The following is a 17,593-nucleotide window of genomic DNA, read 5'->3' as shown; positions in this document are numbered from 1 at the left end:
GGGCGGCGGCCGGGGCGGTTGGGGTCACTCCGGCGGCGGCCATCACGGCGGCTGGAGCCACGGACGCAGTTTCTATAGCCTGGGGTTTGGGTTTGGCCCTGGCTATTATGGCGGCTATTATCCCTACTACGGTGGATACGGCGGCTATGGCGGTTATTATGGCTACCCCTCCGTGGTAGCAGTCCCGGCATCGCCTCCAGTTTACATCCAGCAATCTCCTCCGGTTTCCCATCAATATCAACCCGGGTACTGGTATTATTGCAGCAACCCAGAAGGCTATTACCCATACATCAAGGAATGCCCAAACAGTTGGCAGCAAGTTGAGCCAAGACCTTCAGCGCCCCATTAAGGAGTCCAACATGTCACCTTTGACAAAAATAGTCACGACTGCCGCCTTACTGGCTATGGCAGGCTGTGCGAGCTTGCCCGACGGCCCTAGCGTCATGGTCCTACCCGGCACGGGCTTGCCGTTCGAACGGTTTCGCAATGACGATGCCGTTTGCCAACAATACGCCCTATTCCAAGTGGGCGGGACACCCCCCAACCAAGCGGCAGCATCTAGTGGGGTCGCCAGCGCGGCGGTTGGGACCGCCCTAGGCGCAGCGGCAGGGGCGGCCATCGGCGGCGGGAGCGGTGCCGCCATCGGTGCCGGCACGGGATTGGTGGGCGGCAGCATAGTCGGCACGGGTGCGGCCAGTGGTTCCATGTACGAAACGCAACAGCGATTTGATGTCGCCTATATCCAATGCATGTATGCCAAAGGCCATCAGGTTCCGGTGTCGGGGCAGTTTTCGGCCGCACCAGCCCAACAGCCCGTGGCCCCGGCAGCGCATATACCGCCCCCTCCCCCAGGCACGCCGCCACCGCCACCGCCCGGCACAACGGTGCCTACTTTTCCAAAATAACAGGTCATGTGTCGCTTAGTATGCGACAAGGGTAGCGGAAATAGGGGTTTGGTTAGGCCTAAAAAATGCTTTCTATTACCCACATCTTGTTAGTTTGTGGTCCGTTCTTTTAGATTCCTTACTTCAAAAGGCTAAACGGTTATTTCGGTTGATATAAACCAACTGTTTTGGTTGATAACAACCGATACGCCTAATTCGATAGCCGTCATTTTGTCCCAAAATAAGCTCTATCAACGTAAAACGTCACGCTACGATATGATCCCGTCGCTATAAATATGGCTGGCAAACAAATTGCCTTGTTATTGGGCAAATGAAAGATTCACTGGGCATTTAAAAGCAAGTTTAGTGCTAAAAGGTTAGGTGAGCATGGCGTATCAATGTGCAGCACAAAATAAGAAATGAACAGGAAACCAACGGATTTAAGTTTAAGGTTATTTTTTATAATCTATCTTATCCGACGTAGTAAGCAAATCGAATTAACTCTTATGATTCGCACCCTTCTAATAAGCTTTTTTACATTTGCCGTATTAACGGGTAGTGCGTTAGCGAAAGAACCGTTGCCCGAATTGTTGCAAGATCAAAGTCCGCCTAATACATAAAGTATCTGAACCGGGGTTATCAGGCTCTAAAGAGACACCGAATGCGGATTCCAGCTTGCCGACCGACGGATCATCAACTCAAAAAGAATTTACCTTAAACCAGGCGATACAAACCGCATTGAAGGCTGATCCTCGCATCAGTGCGGCAATGGAAAATGTTAGGCAAACCGAAGCCGACCTTACCACGACGGGGTTGATACCGAATCCTGATTTGTCCGCCGGGGGGGCTTTGATACCGTTGGACAGGCAATTCACCGTCAACTGTCAAGGGGGGGCGCCGCAGGTTGACGTGGGTGCGCCATGCCTATCGACTGGTTTTTATTCGGTAAAAGGGCTGCGGCTATGGCTGCTGGGCAGTTCGGTGTCGATGCGGCATCTGCTGATTGTGACGGGTGCGGTTGTCGCCAGGCTGCCGAAAGGCACGGGCCCTATCGAAGACCGTTGGCAATTTAACAGCCTCGACCTTTCTGCGGTTTATGCCGATTGGCAAAGGGTCTCAACCGAAAAGGAATTTAACGACAAACGCTTGGCCAAAATTCGCGAACTGACGGCGGCGCAATATAATTCCCAAAAAATTGCGGTAGAACGGCTTAGGAAATTGGTCGCAACAGGCACTGAAGCCATCCGCGATTTAACGAGCGCCGAGGCCAACTTACTGCAAGTTCAATTAGAGGGGCAAAAAGACATCTACGAAGCCGAGACTGCCTTAACCGTCGCAACCCGGACCCGTGCCGCGTTAGAAAGGAAACTTTTTCAAGACGGCATAGACCCTCTTTTGCTGGAACATTCCAATCCAGGTATCGCACTGATCATGGCCGACGTACCCGAATTAAAGATTCGGCAGGTTTCCGTAGGCCAGTCTTGTGAGGCCCGTTTTTACGGGCTTTCGGAGCAATCATTTTCGGGCAAAGTAAGGAGCCTCGCCCCAACACTTTCGCCAGAGAGGCATACGCTTCGGGTGTTTTTTGAGCTGAATGACTGGCATGACCAATTCAAGCCCGGCATGTATGCCGAAATCGGTTTAGAGACAGATCCGCGTCCTGCCATCATGATCCCGACAGACAGTGTGCTGCACAGCCAAAACTCAGATTATGTGCGCGGGCCCTGGCTTATGGCGGATCACCGATGTGCAAGTGGGTGAAAGCGTAGATGATCGTGTTGAAATACTCAAGGGTTTACAAGGCGGCGAAGATATTATAGGCAGCGGCGCTATCTTGTTGAAACCGATGCTGGTACGGGCGCTTCAAGGCGAAGCCGGTAACGAAGAAAAAATAGGCATCGGAGAAAAATAATGGTACCTCAACTCATGAACAAAGCGATGCACTATCGCTTGACGGTATTGGGTTTAATGGTCACCGTCATTATTGCGGGATTGTGGTCTTTCTCCACCATACAGATCGATGCCTACCCTGATATATCTTCCCAAATGGTTCAGGTCATTACTACGTATCCGGGGCGCGCGCCAGAGGATGTGGAGCGTCAAGTGACTGTCCCGGTTGAAATTGAAATGCGTAATGTGCCTAAAGTTGAAACTATCCGGTCAAGGACAATTTTTGGATTGTCAGTCGTACAGATGATTTTTGAAGAAGGCACTGAAAGTTACTGGGCACGGCAACGTGTCCAAGAAAAACTGGGCAATATTGATTTGCCCAATGGGGCGTCAGCCCAACTCGGGCCGTTGGCAACGGCTTATGGCGAAATATTGCGTTATGAATTGGTTTCCGACGGTCGTTATGACTTGACCGAATTGCGTTCTATCAACGATTGGCTGGTCATTCCGCATCTGCTGCGTGCAGCCGGAGTTGCGGAGGTTTCCAACTTCGGCGGTTTTGAAAAGCAATATGCCGTGTTGATGAACCCGGCCCAGCTACAACGCTTCGGATTATCGCTCAATGATGTCGTTGATGCCATCCAATCCAACAACGAAAGTGCAGGCGGCAGCGTCCTGTCGCGTGGCAGCATGTCATTCGTCATTCGTCATTCGTCATTCGTCATTCGTCATTCGTGGTCGCGGCGCTTTGCAGGATGTTTCGGAAATCGGCAATATTTTCATAAAATCATTTGGCGGCACACCCATCTATGTCCATGATGTCGCTGATGTAGAGATTGACTCCAAAGTGCCGGCAGGCATTTTAAGTAAGGACCGTAAGAATGAATCCGTCGAAGGCATCGTCTTGATGCGGCGCGGCGAAAATACGTCCGATGTCTTAAGTCATGTGAAAGCAGTTATAACTGAACTTAACCAAGTTGACCTGCCTGAAGGGGTGAGTGTCCAGCCCTTTTATGACCGGTCGCAACTGGTTGAAAATACCTTGCACACAGTGGGGCACAGTGTATTGCTGGGCATTTCACTCGTTACCTTAGTATTGCTGATTTTCCTTGGACGGCCCAAACTGGCTTTGCTGGTCGCATTGACTATTCCTTTTTCCCTGTTATTTGCGCTGGTCTTAATGAAAGCGTTCGGCATTCCTATCGGCTTATTGTCCATCGGTGCCATTGATTTTGGCATTATCGTCGATGGCTCGGTCATCATGGCGGAAAACATAGCCCATCGATTACATGACGCGACCAAAAAACACGACACAACGGTATTGCCAAGACGGTGCTGACTGCCGCCCTTGAAGTTGAACGGCCGGTATTTTTTTCGATCCTTATGATCGTTGGCGCATTCATCCCCCTCCTGACGCTGACTCACATAGAAGGGCTTTTGTTTCGTCCCATGGCGTTGACGATTTTATTCGCCTTGATAGGCGCCATGTTATTTGCGCTATTTGTTGTACCTGTGCTATCGAGCCTGTTATTTAAAAATGGGTATCGGGATTGGGAAAACCCAATACTAACTTGGCTCTATCCGCGTTATTCGTCCTTGCTTGTGTATTTGCTGAAATATCGTTGGCAGGCTGTGGGCGTAGCATCAGGCATACTTTTCAGCGTTTTGATATTGATTGTTCCACGCCTGGGTACGGAATTTTTGCCCTACATGGATGAAGGCATCATGTGGGTACGTGCAAACTTTCCTGAAGGGACGTCGCTGCAACAGACATCAAAATTTGGACAACGCCTTCGTGAAATAGCGCTTGAATTTCCTGACATTTCTTTTATCGTCGTTCAGGCGGGCCGCAATGATAGTGGCACAGATCCGTATCCACCCAGCCGGATCGAAATGTTAATCGCACCCAAACCCCGAGATCAATGGCTGCAATTCCACCGTAAACAAGAGCTGATAGCTGCATTAGGCTCACGTTTTCGCACGGAGTTTCCGACGACCCGCTTTAATTTTACCCAGCCTATCATTGACAGCGTAACCGAAGATGCCAATGGCACCTCGGCTAATCTGGCCGTTGAATTTTCCGGTAGTGATTCGAATGTCTTATTGGCACTTGCCAGAAAAACCCAAACATTGATAAGTAAAGTACAGGGTGCCGTGGATGTGAGCATTGAACAAGAAGGGCCGCAGCCACAATTGGTCATTAAACCGGACCGTGCATTATGTGCGCGCTATGATGTCAATATAGATGAAGTGACTCAACTTATTGATGTCGCCATCGGTGGTTCGCCCATTGGCAATCTCTTTGAAGGTGAGAGGCGAATTGATATTGTTGCACGCTTTGATAAATCACATTTACGTTCGCCCGCCGCCATTGGGCGTTTGCCGGTCTATAACGCGAAGGGAATACCGATTCCATTGGCCCAGGTTGCCCATATTGACATCATTGACGGGCAAACCTTAATAGCGCGTGATAACGGAAGGCGCCGGTTAACGGTACGGACAGATATTGTTGGGCGAGATCAAGGCGGATTTGTTGCTGAAGCCCAACATTCTTTTGCTCAGTCCATTACCGTCCCGAATGGCTACCGCATAGCTTGGCTGGGCATGTTTGAAAACCTGGAGCGCGCAGCGCAACATTTCAAGATACTCGTGCCAACGAGCATTGCAGTTATATTCGCCTTACTGTTAGTGACCTTTGGGTCGTTAAGGGCATCACTGTCGCTGCTCCTGGCAATTCCGTTTGCATTTGTAGGCGGGGCGACCGCCTTGTACCTGCGGGACATGAACCTAAACGTGTCATCGGGCGTGGGATTTGCGGCGGTTTTCGGTGTCTCGATAATGAATGGCGTGCTAATAGTGAGGACAATAACTGACTTACGTATGGCTGGAATGCCATTGGAGAAGGCGATTATAAACGGTGCAGTCCGTTGCATACGGCCTATCCTGGTCGCCTCTTTGGTGGCCATACTTGGCCTTGTTCCCGCATCGTTGGCTACTGGTTTGGGTTCGGACGTGCAACGACCACTCGCCACCGTTATTGTGTGGGGCCTGTTTAGCGCCACCGTCATGACGGTGTTGTTGATTCCAGTGCTCTACCGTTTATTTAACCCCCCCATAAAACTGCCCAGCGAAGAAGAGCTGGAATTGGACAATATCTGAATCGATCTAAAATACCATAGCAGATGGAATTGAGGAGACGTATTGTTTTGGCAATCTAAGGTAAGTCGGCACTGCGTTTATGGGCGTACGCCACTGCATCTGCGACGCTCCAAAACAGCTTGTCCTGAAATTGTCCGTTTGCCAGCTTTAGCAATAACTGGCTTATCGGATCTTTGGCTCGCGCCAATAACAGCATTTTATCCTGCTGCTTAAGTTCATTGGCATATTCGATTAGGCATTCAGCCGCCGTGCTGTCTAGGTTGGCGCTTTCTTCAAGGCTGAGGATAAGTATTTTCGTATCGTCCCTGGCCTTTAAACGCCGTTGGACTTCGGCAAGGATGCCTTCGACGCTGGCAAAAAACAGCGGCTCTTCCGGTCGCAGTATTAATACCGTAGGATAGGTGATGGCATTGGGGTGGTTTTCGTAATCGACATAATCGCGGGTATGGTCGAGCTCCGCCAATTCCCTGACCAAGGGCTGGCTAAAAGAACGAATAGCCGCCGCCAATGACAAGCCTACGCCAATCAACATGCCATGCAATACCCCAAACACTAATACGGCGCAGATGGCGGCCATTGCAAGGTATTGGTCCCTATCCATTCGCCAAAGATGCACGATTGCACGAGGGCTTAAGGCATGGCTCAAGGCGTTGATAACCGCTGCCGCCACTATCGGTTCCGGGATAAGTTCAATCCACTTGCGGCCAAAGACGACCGTTGACAACAGGAGCAATGCGGCACACACACCCGCCCATTTGCTTAGTGCGCCCGCTTGCTCATTTGCGGTGCTGGCTGAAAAACCCGCACCGACTGGCATGCCCTGGAACAATCCTGACACAAGATTGGCCGTCCCCAGTGCAAACAGTTCCCGGTTAGGTTCGATGGTATTGCCGTGGTGGTTGAGCGAAAGGCTTCGGATGCTGCCCCAGGATTCGGCAACTATAATAACCAGTAAACCACAGGCCAATTCCGCCAATTGTAGCCATTTTTCGAGCGGCAACTGCGGTATGTCCAAGTTTGGCGGCGTAATCTGCACAGGCCCGACAACAGCCACCTGAAAGTCGGCAAGATTCGTCACGTAGCTTAATGCTATGCCCAGCACTAAGACCACGAAGGCGCTGGGTACAGTGGGCCAGCGCTTCAGTAACCGTAATAAAATCAGGGCGCCACAGCCAATGGAGGCGCTCCAAGTCGACCACTCATGGACATGGTTGAATAACGCGACGACAGTCCGAAAAGGGTCGGGGGCATGGATTTGGACTCCGAGCAAAATGGGCAATTGCTTGGTGATGATGGTCACCGCCAAGGCAAACGAAAAGCCACGTAATACAGGCCGAGATACGAATGATGACAATCGCCCGAAACCGGCTTTTGCAAACGCCAATAAGCCGATACCAGTCATGATGACCAGTGCAACCCCTAAGCTTGCCGCTGCGCCCTCGTCAATCGGCTGCAAAGACAGGACCACCGCCGCCATCAGTGCGGCAGCGGATGAGGTCGGTGCAACAACCGCAAATTGGCTTCCCCCTAAGCAGGCGTAGCAGATTAAGCCCACTAGCACGGCAGTTATCGCATGTTGGATGCTAAGGTGGGCAATGGCGGCATAGGCAACGGCTTCCGGCAATAAGATGCTGGCGACGGATAAACCTGCAATGACATCGGCCAGGAATAGCCAACTAGGGGTAGGGCTAACCGTATCTTTCACCGAAGGATTAGCGTCCATTTTTCATCGTCCCTTCCAATCGCATAGATTTGAAATCTTAAGTTGCCCGAAACTAAGATGAACTCCAGCCCTAACCCAAACAGGTATCACCGAGATGGACAGTCACTACCAGAACAACTGGGTATTGAAATGCTCAGATAATCTTGCAATGGATAAACGCATCTTCATTAAATTCATAAATGGCGCACATCCGATGGTAGCCATCCGCAATGACCACTCTTCCTGTCTGCTCATCCCTTGCTAGGAGCAGAGGTGAAAGGCTTTTCCCTTTCTTGATTTTTTCCCTGTCCTTTTCGACATGTGAATTGCTCACGCCGAGCAAGGAGAGCCGGGAGGCCCTGAAAATGTCTTTGGCCTTGAATTGCACAATAGCTGCGTTTTTAAATCTAGCTATCATTTCGGCAACTTTTTCTTGTGGGTAAAGGAGCGTAAGGTAAGATTCAGCAGCAGGGTAGTCGTGTCCCTCAACGTCAGCAAGCCACTTGATCTTTTTTACTTTTGCCTTAGCCATGTCAATCCTCCAGTGCTTTAGTGATGGTTAGTAAAAGCCATCGTTATGTATCAAATCATTCTGGATATTAAGCGATAATTGAAAATATGCAAATAAAAACCATATAAACAGTATATACTGTTTATTGTTTAAGCATAATTGGGGGCAATAATGGGTACGACGACACCAAAATCAAAAAAGACAGCAACCGAAGCACTGGCTGCCGAACCGACAATAGCGAAAGCGGTAAGCAAAAAAACGACCAGAAAAGCACTGACCGCTATTCCAAAGGAAACGGCTGGGACAAAAAAAGCCGTTGCGAGTGAGACAGTTACGGCTAAGCCGAGCAAAAAACGAAAATCCGCCAAAGACAAAGTCATAAGGGATAGCTTTTCGTTTCCAGAACAGGATTACGCGAAAATATCAGAACTCAAGAAAACCTGTTTGGCCGCTGGGATTCATGTCAAGAAGGGTGAGATCCTTCGTGCCGGATTGCATTTACTGACAAAATTACCTTTAACTGAGTTGAAACAAGCCGTTGAGCAAGTTGAAAAGGTTAAGACCGGGCGACCAAAATCTTCAAAAAACTAGCGCTATAAAATTATCCATCTCTTGCTACGAAGACTGAGAGCGTTGTTCTGAGTAGCCTCGAGAAGGCTTGGATTTGGTCGCAAAGCGGCCTTTTTGTGGCTTACGATTGGGGGTTATAAACGTCAGGTTAATTTAACGGAACAGTGCCTGTTTTTTCTGCGGTATGCCGTTCTTTTGTGTCTCTACAAATCCCTAGAATTTTTTGGCTCGCTGGGGGAGGCGAGGGCGGGAAATTCATCTTGTTTGTTTTTTTTGACTTCCTGCACCAATTCACCACGGTGTTTTTCCAGGATCAACAATTCAATGTCGCGGCGCAGGTAATTGTCGAGTTGTTGGGTGGCGGCGAAGCGTTTTTCGTGTTCCTGGATTTGCATTTCCAATTCCATATCCTTTAAGCGCGCTTCGTGCATGAGTTTTTCCATTAGCAGGCGTTCTTGCAGTTTTTGTTCCTCGTTTTGTGCGGTGTCGAGCAAGGCCAATTTTGCTTCGTTTTCCAATTGCTTAAGCCGTTTTTCCTGTTCAATTTTTTCTACCCGCAGCCGTTCATGGATGTCATTCCAAGCCACTTGATTTTTTTCAAATTCGGCAATTTCGGCAGCGAGTTGGGCTTCCTTGAGATGCTGTTGATGGGCTAGGCGCTCTTGTTGCAATTGTTCATCAATTTCCATTTGTTTGGCCTGGATTTCTTGCTGGGTCTTCGCGGCGACTTCCTGTTCCATGCGCTTGAGGTTCTGCTCGTGGTAGACCTGCTCGCGATGGACACGCTCTTCAATCGTGAATTGCTCATTCAATTGCCGTTCCTGTTCTTCCAGGCGGCGTTTGAGGTTAAATGCGGCTTGTTCCTGTTCGAGGCGGTGTAAGGCTTGTTCTTGGTTATATTTTTCAATAAGGCGTTGTTGCCGATCTAAGCGTTGCTGTTCCAAAACCAATTCTTGCCGCAAACGTTCCTTGTTTTGATGTTCTTGGGTTTCAAAATTTTTACGTAATATTTTCAGGTAGATGTCGTCATGGGCAAAGCGGCTGTCCAGTTTGTTAGGGTCACGTATTTCAGAAAAGGTGGTCAGCATTTCGCACAAGGCACGGCATTGTACGTTCTGCAAGGTTAAGGTTTCGTTGATGTGCATTTCGATGCGCCGCTCCACGGGAGACAAGCCTTGCTCCACCCAGTCGCCATTGGCTAATTGGTGCAGCTCTTGGTCGACGGTATCCTTTACCAGCCCTTCGCAGCGGGATTTGACATGCTGGCTGATAGTCGGCAATGCTTCCAAGTTGGCCTGGGCATACTTGATGGTCGGCTGAAACCGGATCGTAATCATCGCGTCTATCGTACAAAAATCCCCATACAACTTAGTTTGGCTGTTAAACCGCCACTCATCCACAGGTAAGGGATACGTACGGTGATAAAAGCGCGGTGTAAAGCCCGGAAGACGCTGGAAGCTTTTTTGGAATGGCCCAAGTTTTGCAATGACGATTTGTCGACCACCATCGAAACCCGGATCCCAAGTTTGGCTCAGGCTGTCGCTTTCCGCGCTGATCTCTGCTAACCATTGTTCCAGGGGTGATTTGGATGGCGCTTTTTCCGGGGTTAACTTGTTGCTGTCCATGCTTTACCCGTTACGTGCATTATGCTCAGCGAGAGCTTGGGCACGTTTGATTTTTTGTAATTTATCGCCCATTTTTTCGGCGATTAATGGGTAAAGGTTGGGCGCAAACTCCACGCGGCGTTCGTCCACCTTGCGCAAAAAGCCACGGCTTAGCAACAGGCCGACCGCGAACATGCGCGGCCAATCGACGTAATGCCGCGCGCGTTCGATGTCGGTTTTTTCGATGATGATTTCCACGGCATCATTTTCGTTAATGCGGAATTCGTTGAATTGTTTAAGGCATTCAAAAACAAGTTCTTCTTCTTGCGCGGTTAACGGGCCTGGAGCGGAAAACTCCAAACGATAAGACAATAATACGGTGAAAAAGTCCACCATTCCGGCGATTATCAAAGGAAACAAGGTAAATTTGGGCAGGTTATTGACGGTCGGCTTGACGGTTTCCGTAAACTGCGAATAGGTTATCAGGACGGGTGCAGAAGGCAAATCAGTGCGGTATTTGGCGGTCAACTGGTTGAATTCCAATTGCACTTTATGCAAGCCTTGGGAGACTTCCTGGTAGGCTTGCTCGCTGTGGGCCAGGTCGCTGTCCAACTTGTTAAGGCCGATTTCGAGCGTGGCGATGGATTGGTCTACCGCCTTGAATTGCTCTTCAAGCTGCGCTAACTGGGCTTTTTTGTCTTGATAAATTGAGTTGACGTACCTCCACGTCGGCCCCTCGCCGACTTGGTCCCGGAATTGGGGCGGAATGTCAGGATGGCTGCCAAAATAAGCTTGCGAAACTTCTTTTCCCAGCTTTTCGAGTTCGCTTTTTTGTTCCGCCAACAGGTTGCTCTTTACCGAGACCAGCTTTTTCAAATAATCATCGACCTGATTACCCACCCCATTGATGCGCTCGATGCGGATCGTATCGTGTTCGGAAATTTCATAAAATTTGAAATACGAAAACGCCATTGAAGCGGTAAACGCGATAATCAGCGAAACCAGTACGCTGAAATAACGCAGCCGATTGGCCTTGCAATGAATCCCTGCGAGCTCAAATGAGCAAATGACGATAATGGATTGAATGGCAACGGTTATAATCAACGCAATCCACGGTGTAATAAAGTAGGACATCCCATAAAACGTGGTAAATCCTGATGCCACGCTGAGCAAAAGCACGATAGGGATAGACCAAATCCGCAGCAAACTGACGAACAAGGTCTGGACAATATTGATAAGCCGGCCAATTCCGCCGCTTTTTAGCTTTGTTAAGAGTCGATTTTCCATCGCAGTTTATTTTAGTTGTTATCTAAGCGATCTTATAAATCAGGTGGTTGCGTCATGATGTGATCGAAATGACGGTTAAGCCTGGCTCGAAGTTTAGGTGATACATCGGGCAAATGCAAACACCTTGTCGATGTTGTCCAAAGTTATTGTAGAGCAGGAAGTTAACGAAAGGAAACCCTAAGCAAGTTGATTCCGTTCATGGTCCGATAAGATAGCCACAAACGGAATCAACATCTTGCCTTCATCCTAAGCTTGCCGAAGGGCTTGTTCAGGGTTTCCTGAAATTAAAAATCAACTATGGCTGTGGGTAAGAATAAACGAAGGAAATTGCCTTTTTGCATTAAAGAGGCCCCTTTGTCATTTTAAAACTTATTCATGCCTTCTATTGTTATGACCTTTATGTTCTGGATGGCCAAGTTGCTGGTTCAAATATTGATTCATGCTGGGTGAATTTGAATATCCGCCATTACGGTGTACCTGGGCAGGTTGTTCCTGGTTATGTTGGATATGCGAACCGCCTCGGTTTTGATGATGGCTGCCTCGATCCGCATTTTGACCTGGCTGACCGATTTGCTGTTGCAGATATCCATTCATGCTCCCCGAATTGGAATATCCGCCATTATGGTGCGCCTGTGCTGGCTGCTGGCGATTCTGGCCTTGCCAGCCTCCTCCGTTGTGTTGATGGCTAAAGCTATCCCCGTGATGCGGCTCGCCGCCGGCCTGTCCATCCCTATTTGCAGCGGGATTTTGCCAACCTTGATGATGTCCGCCCATAGGAGGTGACCCAGGTTGCGGTTGGTTGTTGCCGTTTTGCCGACCGCCCCAATTTTGATGGTGGTTGTCGTGATCCTTAGGGCGATCAAACGAGCGGCCTGGTTGATGGCCGCCATAACCAGGCTGTGGATAATTTGGGTGTTGCGGGCGGTTGTAATAATTATTCTGATTGTAATAATTGTTGGGTTGATTCCCGTAATAAGGCCTGCCATAACTCCCGTATCCAGATTGATTTGGGTATCTGGGATAATTATAACTTTGATCATTACTATAGCCCGGATAATAGCCGCCTGAAGGATAAGAGCCATAGTTCGAACTCGTGCCGTAACCATAATTATTGGGGTAATTGGCGCAAGCGGAAAGCAACAATACCAAACCTGATAAACAGAGTTTTTTGGTAAGTTCGCACATGTTTTTCTCCTGCCGATTGTAGTATGGGTTGAAGTATATCAACAGAGGGCTGAACGCTGAATGAATCAAAATTATTTGCGGGAGCTAAGAATGAGCCCTTTGACAAGCTGGGCTGAACAGTAAGGCTTTGATTATGTTAGCGGCCAGCTCGTGTTGGGATTCATAATATTAGAAATACCGCCCGTTCAAAAGAAAATGCATGGCAATACTGGATAAATAGCCTAACGCTATCGCTGGAGTCCATTTTAAATGGCTGGTAAAAGTGTAGATACCTTTTGCTTGCCCCATCAATCCAACGCCAGCGGCAGAGCCGACTGCCAGCAAGCTTCCGCCTACGCCAGCAGTCAAGGTAACCAATAACCATTGCCCTTGGGAAATATCCGGTGCCATCGTCAATACCGCCAACATAATAGTGCCGTTATCGACAAAGGCTGAGGCAATACCAACTAAAATATTTGCCACGGTAGGATCTATGCCAACGTATAAAAGTTTTGATGCCAAACTCAGGTAACCGATAAAGCTCAGGCCACCAACAGCCACCATAACGCCGTAGAAAAACAGCAACGTGTCCCATTCCAAGTTGGCGACGGTATGGAAAACATCAAATGGCTGATCAATATTCTGGATTCGCTTTTTCCTATTCATTACTTTCATGGGGGCAAAATAATCAATATAGCCGGATTTATCTCCGTCCTCATTCTTCACAACAACTTTGGGCTGGTTTTGGTTGTTTGGAGTGTTCATATCCAACCGGTCCTCTTCAAAATTGTCAGTATTTGCAGGAACCTGTTCCATGTAAAAACTGAAAAATTTCAGATAAGTCAGACCGAGCATCATGCCCGCTGCGGGCGGCAGGCTTAGGAAATTTTCAAAACAGGCCGAAGTGATAATAGTCAGTACGAAGAGTCCAATGATGACCCACCCGCCTCTCTTCATGGGTTCAGATTCGAGCAGAGGTTGAGGCCTATTTTTTGGGATAAAAAAATGCATGATGGCTGCCGGCACAGCCAAATTTACAAGCGCTGGGATTAATAGCGAAAAGAAATCAACGAAAGGTACGACGCCTTTTTGCCATACCAAAAGCGTAGTGATATCGCCAAAAGGACTGAACGATCCCCCGGCATTGGATGCCACGACAACATTAATACAGGATAAAGTGACAAAACGGGGGCTGTCTTTGCCTAAGGCAACGATTACAGAGCCCATCAGTAGGGCGGTCGTTAAGTTGTTACAGACAGAGGAAATAAAAAAAGCCTGAAATCCGGTAATCCAGAATAACTGGCGATAACTGAAGTTTTTACTCAAGAGCCATACCCGTAATCTTTCGAATACGCTCCGATCCTCCATGGCGTTCAGGTATGTCATTGAAACCATGATGAACAGGAACAGTTCGGCATAGCCTTCAAGTGTAGAACGGAATGCATGTCCCGCTTGCTCGCTGATACCATGATTAGCATAAACGGAAGCGATTAACACCCAGATAAGACTGGCTGCAAACACCATCGGTTTTGACTTTCGTAATTCGGTCGCTTCCTCAACCATCGCCAAAAAGTAGGCGACAGCAAATAAAATTAGGGCTATCGTTCCTATCCACTGGCCTGTCAAGTCCAATGTTGGTGGTGTGGAATTACCTGCTTCGTTCGCCGCCATCGTTAAGGAAGGCATGAGGAGAACGAATAATGCGGCAACCATGTATTTAAAAAATTCTGGCATTTGAAGTTTATCTAACATAAGGACTAATTAATAAAGCATTCTATCTAACTTGCGATTGAAATATATGATAGCGTTTCTGCAACTATCTGCATTCCTAAAGCAAACAGGATTTACAGGCCGCATACATCATCGTTGTTGCTCAAGGCCATTAATTGTTACTGTTTTGCTATCTTAAACAATGTGAGATTATTTTCCCAATAAACAATAAAATTTTTGCCAGTCAAATGATTCGCCAGGATCAGTTTTGCGGCCTGGGGCGATGTCGCTATGTCCGGCAATCCGTTCGGTTGATAAGGCGGGATAAGTGTCTAACAAAACCTTAGTTATATCAGATAGTTGCTGGTATTGTGCTTCCGTGTAAGCCACAGTTTCTGTACCCTCAAGCTCTATGCCTATCGAAAAATCATTGCAGCGCTCACGGCCTTCGTAACAGGATTGCCCCGCGTGCCAGGCGCGTTTGTCAAACGGGACGAACTGGTTTATTTCCCCAGTCCTGCTAATAACCAAGTGTGAAGACACGGTGAGTTGGTGGATCTCCTTGAAATAAGGATGCCCGTCTGGGTCAAGGCGATTACAAAACAGTTGCCCGATGCAGCCGTTGCCGAATTCACCCGGCGGCAGGCTGATGCAATGGACGACGATCAGGCTGATATCGCTAGTGTCGGGGCGGTCATCGAAATTGGGTGTAGGGATTTGGACGGCTTCAATCAGCCGGTGTTGGGTTATGTGCATAGGTAAGGCGAAAGGCGAAAGGCGAAAGGCGAAAGGCGAAAGGGTTGCTGCTGTTTTGCGTCTTGTGCCTTTAGTCTTTTGCCTAGATCATTTTACGTGCGATTGCTTATCAATTGGCCAAAAGATAAAGAACCTCCTTCCTTTTTGCCAATTTCTTATGTCTACTTTGTGTGGTAGCATTCATCAACGCTAACTTATTCTCGCACACGACCGCTTTGTGAAAAATATAAATCTCAACGAACGCATCATATACGCGCTGGATGTCCCCACCCCAGACGAAGCCAAGCAGTGGGTCAGGAAGTTGGACGGCGACATCAAATTTTTCAAGGTTGGGTTGGAACTGTTTTTGTCAGGTTGGTGGGACATCGTCGATTTCATCATCGACCGTGGCAATCAAGTCATGCTCGACCTGAAATTTTTTGACATCCCTGAAACCGTCCACCTCGCCATCCAGCAAGTCAAAGACCGGGGGGTGAGCCTGACCACCATCCATGGCAATGATGCGATCATCAAGGCGGCGGTGAAAGATCGCGGCAATGTGAAAGTGCTGGCTGTCACGGTGTTGACCAGTTTTGACGAGTCCGACATGCGGCAAATGGGGATGACAGGTTCGGTTGAAGATTTGGTGCTGATACGTGCCAAGAAAGCTTTTGCGTTGGGGTGTGACGGTGTTGTGTCTTCTGCCTTGGAAGCCAAACCTTTGCGTGACGCATTGGGCGACGGCTTTTTTATCGTAACGCCTGGGATACGGCCTGAATCCAGCGTGAAAGGCGAAGACGACCAAAAACGTATCGCTACGGCACGGAACGCCATTATCAATGGCGCGGATCATGTCGTTATTGGGCGACCTATCCGTACGGCGGAAGATCCAATCAGCACGATTAAAAAGTTGCAGGATGAAATTGCACAAGGATTAGCCCAGCATTAAACGCTATTCTTGGCAAAAAGCCTTTTTCCTGTTGCTGAAAAAGCTGGCTTGGAGGAAAATCTATCAGCCACAGGTCAAACCACAGCATACGACAAATCAAGCGGGAACGGCAATCAGTCAGCAGCGTTCCCGGCAGGGGAAACAGCATTAACAAATTGCGGTACAAGGCGGTCGAATGAAAAGCTCAATCAAAAAACACTTACTCAAGCTGGCAGTCATTGCGGTCGTATCCGGCTGCTCAAGCGATCCAGCTACAGAGTATAGCGACTATCCCGATGCAGGCAATTACCCGCAAGCGATGTTGCCAGTTAAACCGGCACCAAAGCCCATTCAACCGGTTAACCCGTACCAGACTAAACCGCCATCATCCAACAACGCCTACGATCCTTACAGCCAGAACTACCCTGATTCCTACGGCACGTCGGGTAATTACAGGAATTCCTATGCGGTAAAAAGTTTCATCCAGCACATGGTGGCTACGCACGGGTTTTCGCAAAGCTACCTCGAAAGCCTGTTCGCCCAGGCCAACCGTCTGGATTCCGTGATCCGGCTGGAAGGTCCGTCATCCAGCAATTCCGGCCCTGCACGACCGGGTAGTTGGTCGCGCTATCGTGGCAAGTTCCTTACCGAGCAGCATATCAGCAACGGCGTAGAATTTTGGCGACAAAATGCTGATGCCATCAGTAAAGCCAGTTCTGCTTATGGGGTTGATCCCGAATATATTGTCGGTATCATTGGCGTGGAGACGTATTTCGGCAAAAACATCGGTAAGACCTGCGTGTTCGATGCCTTGACCACTTTATCGTTTGATACCTATCGGCGGTCAAAATATTTTCAGTCGGAATTGGAGAATTTCCTGCTCATGGCCCGCGAGGAAGGCTACAACCCACGCCAACCCGTCGGCTCCTGGGCAGGGGCGATGGGCTTGGGGCAATTCATGCCCAGTAGTTTCCGCAAGCTCGCAGTGGATTTCGACCATAACGGACGGCGTGACTTGTGGCATCCCAATGATGCCATCGGCAGTGTCGCCCATTACTTCTCCCGCAACGGCTGGGATTACAAAAGCCCTGTCACGCAACCCGCCAGCGGCCCTTACGACCCTTCCGTCATTGAATTGAGCACCTATGAAGGCAACGAATACTGGCGCGTCCACCCTAATTTCAAAGTCATTAAACGCTACAACAACAGTAACAAGTACGCGATGGCAGTCCATCAATTGGCGCAGGCGATTAAGAATCGGTATCAGTATCCGCAGGTTGGGATGAATTATTAGTTAATTGTAGGTTAATGGTATGGCACGAACCCCAACATATACGTATGTTTCATTGTTGGGGTTCACAAGTTCACCCCAACCTACGAGCTTTACGTTAGGCTTTGTAATATCTTTTTTAACGAAGGGAAATTAGAATGCACGAATCCACAATAGAT

At 48.7% G+C, this 17,593-nt stretch carries 18 protein-coding genes; 10 read left to right on the top strand and 8 right to left on the bottom strand.

Annotation, left to right across the window (positions count from 1 at the left end; all coding sequences use genetic code 11):
• The 7 genes from MGMO_RS19365 to MGMO_RS20425 all read left to right on the top strand — a co-directional run.
• Positions 1–349: hypothetical protein (locus tag MGMO_RS19365; protein WP_200922684.1), on the top strand; the 349-nt coding region annotated here is incomplete at its 5' end.
• A gap of 10 nt (positions 350–359) precedes the next feature.
• Complete coding sequence (locus MGMO_RS00105) at positions 360–905, top strand: glycine zipper family protein (RefSeq protein ID WP_023492964.1); 546 nt, start codon at positions 360–362, stop codon at positions 903–905.
• A gap of 654 nt (positions 906–1,559) precedes the next feature.
• Positions 1,560–2,645 (top strand): efflux RND transporter periplasmic adaptor subunit, encoded by a 1,086-nt coding sequence (locus tag MGMO_RS00100; RefSeq protein WP_023492963.1) that lies wholly within the window; start codon positions 1,560–1,562, stop codon positions 2,643–2,645.
• Positions 2,638–2,796: a hypothetical protein gene (locus tag MGMO_RS20440; protein ID WP_235557195.1), complete on the top strand. Its 159-nt coding sequence runs from the start codon at positions 2,638–2,640 to the stop codon at positions 2,794–2,796. Before MGMO_RS00100 ends, MGMO_RS20440 begins: the two co-directional genes overlap by 8 nt.
• The gene (locus MGMO_RS20435; RefSeq protein ID WP_023492961.1) at positions 2,796–3,593 is read left to right on the top strand and encodes an efflux RND transporter permease subunit; all 798 of its coding nucleotides are present in this window, start codon (positions 2,796–2,798) and stop codon (positions 3,591–3,593) included. The genes MGMO_RS20440 and MGMO_RS20435 overlap by 1 nt, the downstream gene beginning before the upstream one ends.
• Entirely contained in the window at positions 3,523–4,113 is a 591-nt protein-coding gene (locus tag MGMO_RS20430; RefSeq protein ID WP_235557194.1) for an efflux RND transporter permease subunit, read from the top strand. The genes MGMO_RS20435 and MGMO_RS20430 overlap by 71 nt, the downstream gene beginning before the upstream one ends.
• Positions 4,107–5,933, top strand: coding sequence for an efflux RND transporter permease subunit (locus MGMO_RS20425; RefSeq protein WP_023492959.1), 1,827 nt, complete (start codon positions 4,107–4,109; stop codon positions 5,931–5,933). The genes MGMO_RS20430 and MGMO_RS20425 overlap by 7 nt, the downstream gene beginning before the upstream one ends.
• 55 nt (positions 5,934–5,988) lie before the next feature.
• Here MGMO_RS20425 and MGMO_RS00090 read toward each other — a convergent pair whose 3' ends face one another.
• Together MGMO_RS00090 and MGMO_RS00085 are read right to left on the bottom strand one after the other, a co-directional pair.
• Complete coding sequence (locus MGMO_RS00090) at positions 5,989–7,656, bottom strand: SulP family inorganic anion transporter (RefSeq protein WP_023492958.1); 1,668 nt, start codon at positions 7,654–7,656, stop codon at positions 5,989–5,991.
• Positions 7,657–7,789: 133 nt separating this feature from the next.
• On the bottom strand, positions 7,790–8,167 hold the full coding sequence (locus MGMO_RS00085) for a hypothetical protein (RefSeq protein ID WP_023492957.1): 378 nt from the start codon (positions 8,165–8,167) through the stop codon (positions 7,790–7,792).
• Positions 8,168–8,317: 150 nt separating this feature from the next.
• On the opposite strand from MGMO_RS00085, the gene MGMO_RS00080 reads away from it, so the two are divergent.
• Positions 8,318–8,737: a hypothetical protein gene (locus MGMO_RS00080; protein WP_023492956.1), complete on the top strand. Its 420-nt coding sequence runs from the start codon at positions 8,318–8,320 to the stop codon at positions 8,735–8,737.
• A 182-nt stretch (positions 8,738–8,919) separates the two neighbouring features.
• Here MGMO_RS00080 and MGMO_RS00075 read toward each other — a convergent pair whose 3' ends face one another.
• The 6 genes from MGMO_RS00075 to ampD all read right to left on the bottom strand — a co-directional run bounded on the left by MGMO_RS00075 (position 8,920) and on the right by ampD (position 15,237).
• Positions 8,920–10,341, bottom strand: a complete 1,422-nt coding sequence (locus tag MGMO_RS00075; RefSeq protein WP_023492955.1) for a coiled-coil domain-containing protein — start codon at positions 10,339–10,341, stop codon at positions 8,920–8,922.
• Between the two features lie 3 nt (positions 10,342–10,344).
• Positions 10,345–11,607, bottom strand: a complete 1,263-nt coding sequence (locus MGMO_RS00070; protein WP_023492954.1) for a hypothetical protein — start codon at positions 11,605–11,607, stop codon at positions 10,345–10,347.
• A gap of 437 nt (positions 11,608–12,044) precedes the next feature.
• A complete protein-coding gene (locus MGMO_RS19805) occupies positions 12,045–12,197 on the bottom strand; it encodes a hypothetical protein (RefSeq protein WP_161808446.1) in 153 nt (50 codons plus the stop codon).
• Positions 12,198–12,647, bottom strand: a complete 450-nt coding sequence (locus MGMO_RS19360; protein ID WP_152976255.1) for a hypothetical protein — start codon at positions 12,645–12,647, stop codon at positions 12,198–12,200. It abuts the gene before it with no gap.
• Positions 12,648–12,960: 313 nt separating this feature from the next.
• Positions 12,961–14,505 (bottom strand): sodium:proton antiporter NhaD, encoded by a 1,545-nt coding sequence (nhaD, locus tag MGMO_RS00060; RefSeq protein ID WP_036306275.1) that lies wholly within the window; start codon positions 14,503–14,505, stop codon positions 12,961–12,963.
• Positions 14,506–14,691: 186 nt separating this feature from the next.
• Positions 14,692–15,237, bottom strand: coding sequence for a 1,6-anhydro-N-acetylmuramyl-L-alanine amidase AmpD (gene ampD, locus MGMO_RS00055; RefSeq protein ID WP_023492951.1), 546 nt, complete (start codon positions 15,235–15,237; stop codon positions 14,692–14,694).
• A 217-nt stretch (positions 15,238–15,454) separates the two neighbouring features.
• Here ampD and pyrF point away from each other — a divergent pair, with 217 nt between their 5' ends.
• Both pyrF and MGMO_RS00045 read left to right on the top strand, forming a co-directional pair.
• On the top strand, positions 15,455–16,165 hold the full coding sequence (gene pyrF / locus MGMO_RS00050; RefSeq protein ID WP_023492950.1) for an orotidine-5'-phosphate decarboxylase: 711 nt from the start codon (positions 15,455–15,457) through the stop codon (positions 16,163–16,165).
• 175 nt (positions 16,166–16,340) lie between these two features.
• A complete protein-coding gene (locus MGMO_RS00045; RefSeq protein WP_023492949.1) occupies positions 16,341–17,438 on the top strand; it encodes a lytic murein transglycosylase in 1,098 nt (365 codons plus the stop codon).
• Positions 17,439–17,593 lie beyond the last annotated feature (155 nt).

Source organism: Methyloglobulus morosus KoM1, assembly GCF_000496735.2.
GTDB lineage: Bacteria > Pseudomonadota > Gammaproteobacteria > Methylococcales > Methylomonadaceae > Methyloglobulus > Methyloglobulus morosus.
The sequence above is the reverse complement of the archived record's forward strand: the minus strand, read 5'-3'. Positions and strand labels throughout refer to the sequence as shown.

Bases quoted from the DNA above. Each gene is read 5' to 3' on its own strand.
- ampD (WP_023492951.1), bottom strand. From the start codon at position 15,237: ATGCACATAACCCAACACCGGCTGATTGAAGCCGTCCAAATCCCTACA.
- MGMO_RS19805 (WP_161808446.1), bottom strand. From the start codon at position 12,197: ATGGATATCTGCAACAGCAAATCGGTCAGCCAGGTCAAAATGCGGATC.
- MGMO_RS00045 (WP_023492949.1), top strand. From the start codon at position 16,341: ATGAAAAGCTCAATCAAAAAACACTTACTCAAGCTGGCAGTCATTGCG.
- MGMO_RS00105 (WP_023492964.1), top strand. From the start codon at position 360: ATGTCACCTTTGACAAAAATAGTCACGACTGCCGCCTTACTGGCTATG.
- nhaD (WP_036306275.1), bottom strand. From the start codon at position 14,505: ATGCCAGAATTTTTTAAATACATGGTTGCCGCATTATTCGTTCTCCTC.
- MGMO_RS20435 (WP_023492961.1), top strand. From the start codon at position 2,796: ATGGTACCTCAACTCATGAACAAAGCGATGCACTATCGCTTGACGGTA.
- MGMO_RS00090 (WP_023492958.1), bottom strand. From the start codon at position 7,656: ATGGACGCTAATCCTTCGGTGAAAGATACGGTTAGCCCTACCCCTAGT.
- MGMO_RS00080 (WP_023492956.1), top strand. From the start codon at position 8,318: ATGGGTACGACGACACCAAAATCAAAAAAGACAGCAACCGAAGCACTG.
- MGMO_RS00070 (WP_023492954.1), bottom strand. From the start codon at position 11,607: ATGGAAAATCGACTCTTAACAAAGCTAAAAAGCGGCGGAATTGGCCGG.
- MGMO_RS19360 (WP_152976255.1), bottom strand. From the start codon at position 12,647: ATGATCAAAGTTATAATTATCCCAGATACCCAAATCAATCTGGATACG.
- MGMO_RS00075 (WP_023492955.1), bottom strand. From the start codon at position 10,341: ATGGACAGCAACAAGTTAACCCCGGAAAAAGCGCCATCCAAATCACCC.
- MGMO_RS00085 (WP_023492957.1), bottom strand. From the start codon at position 8,167: ATGGCTAAGGCAAAAGTAAAAAAGATCAAGTGGCTTGCTGACGTTGAG.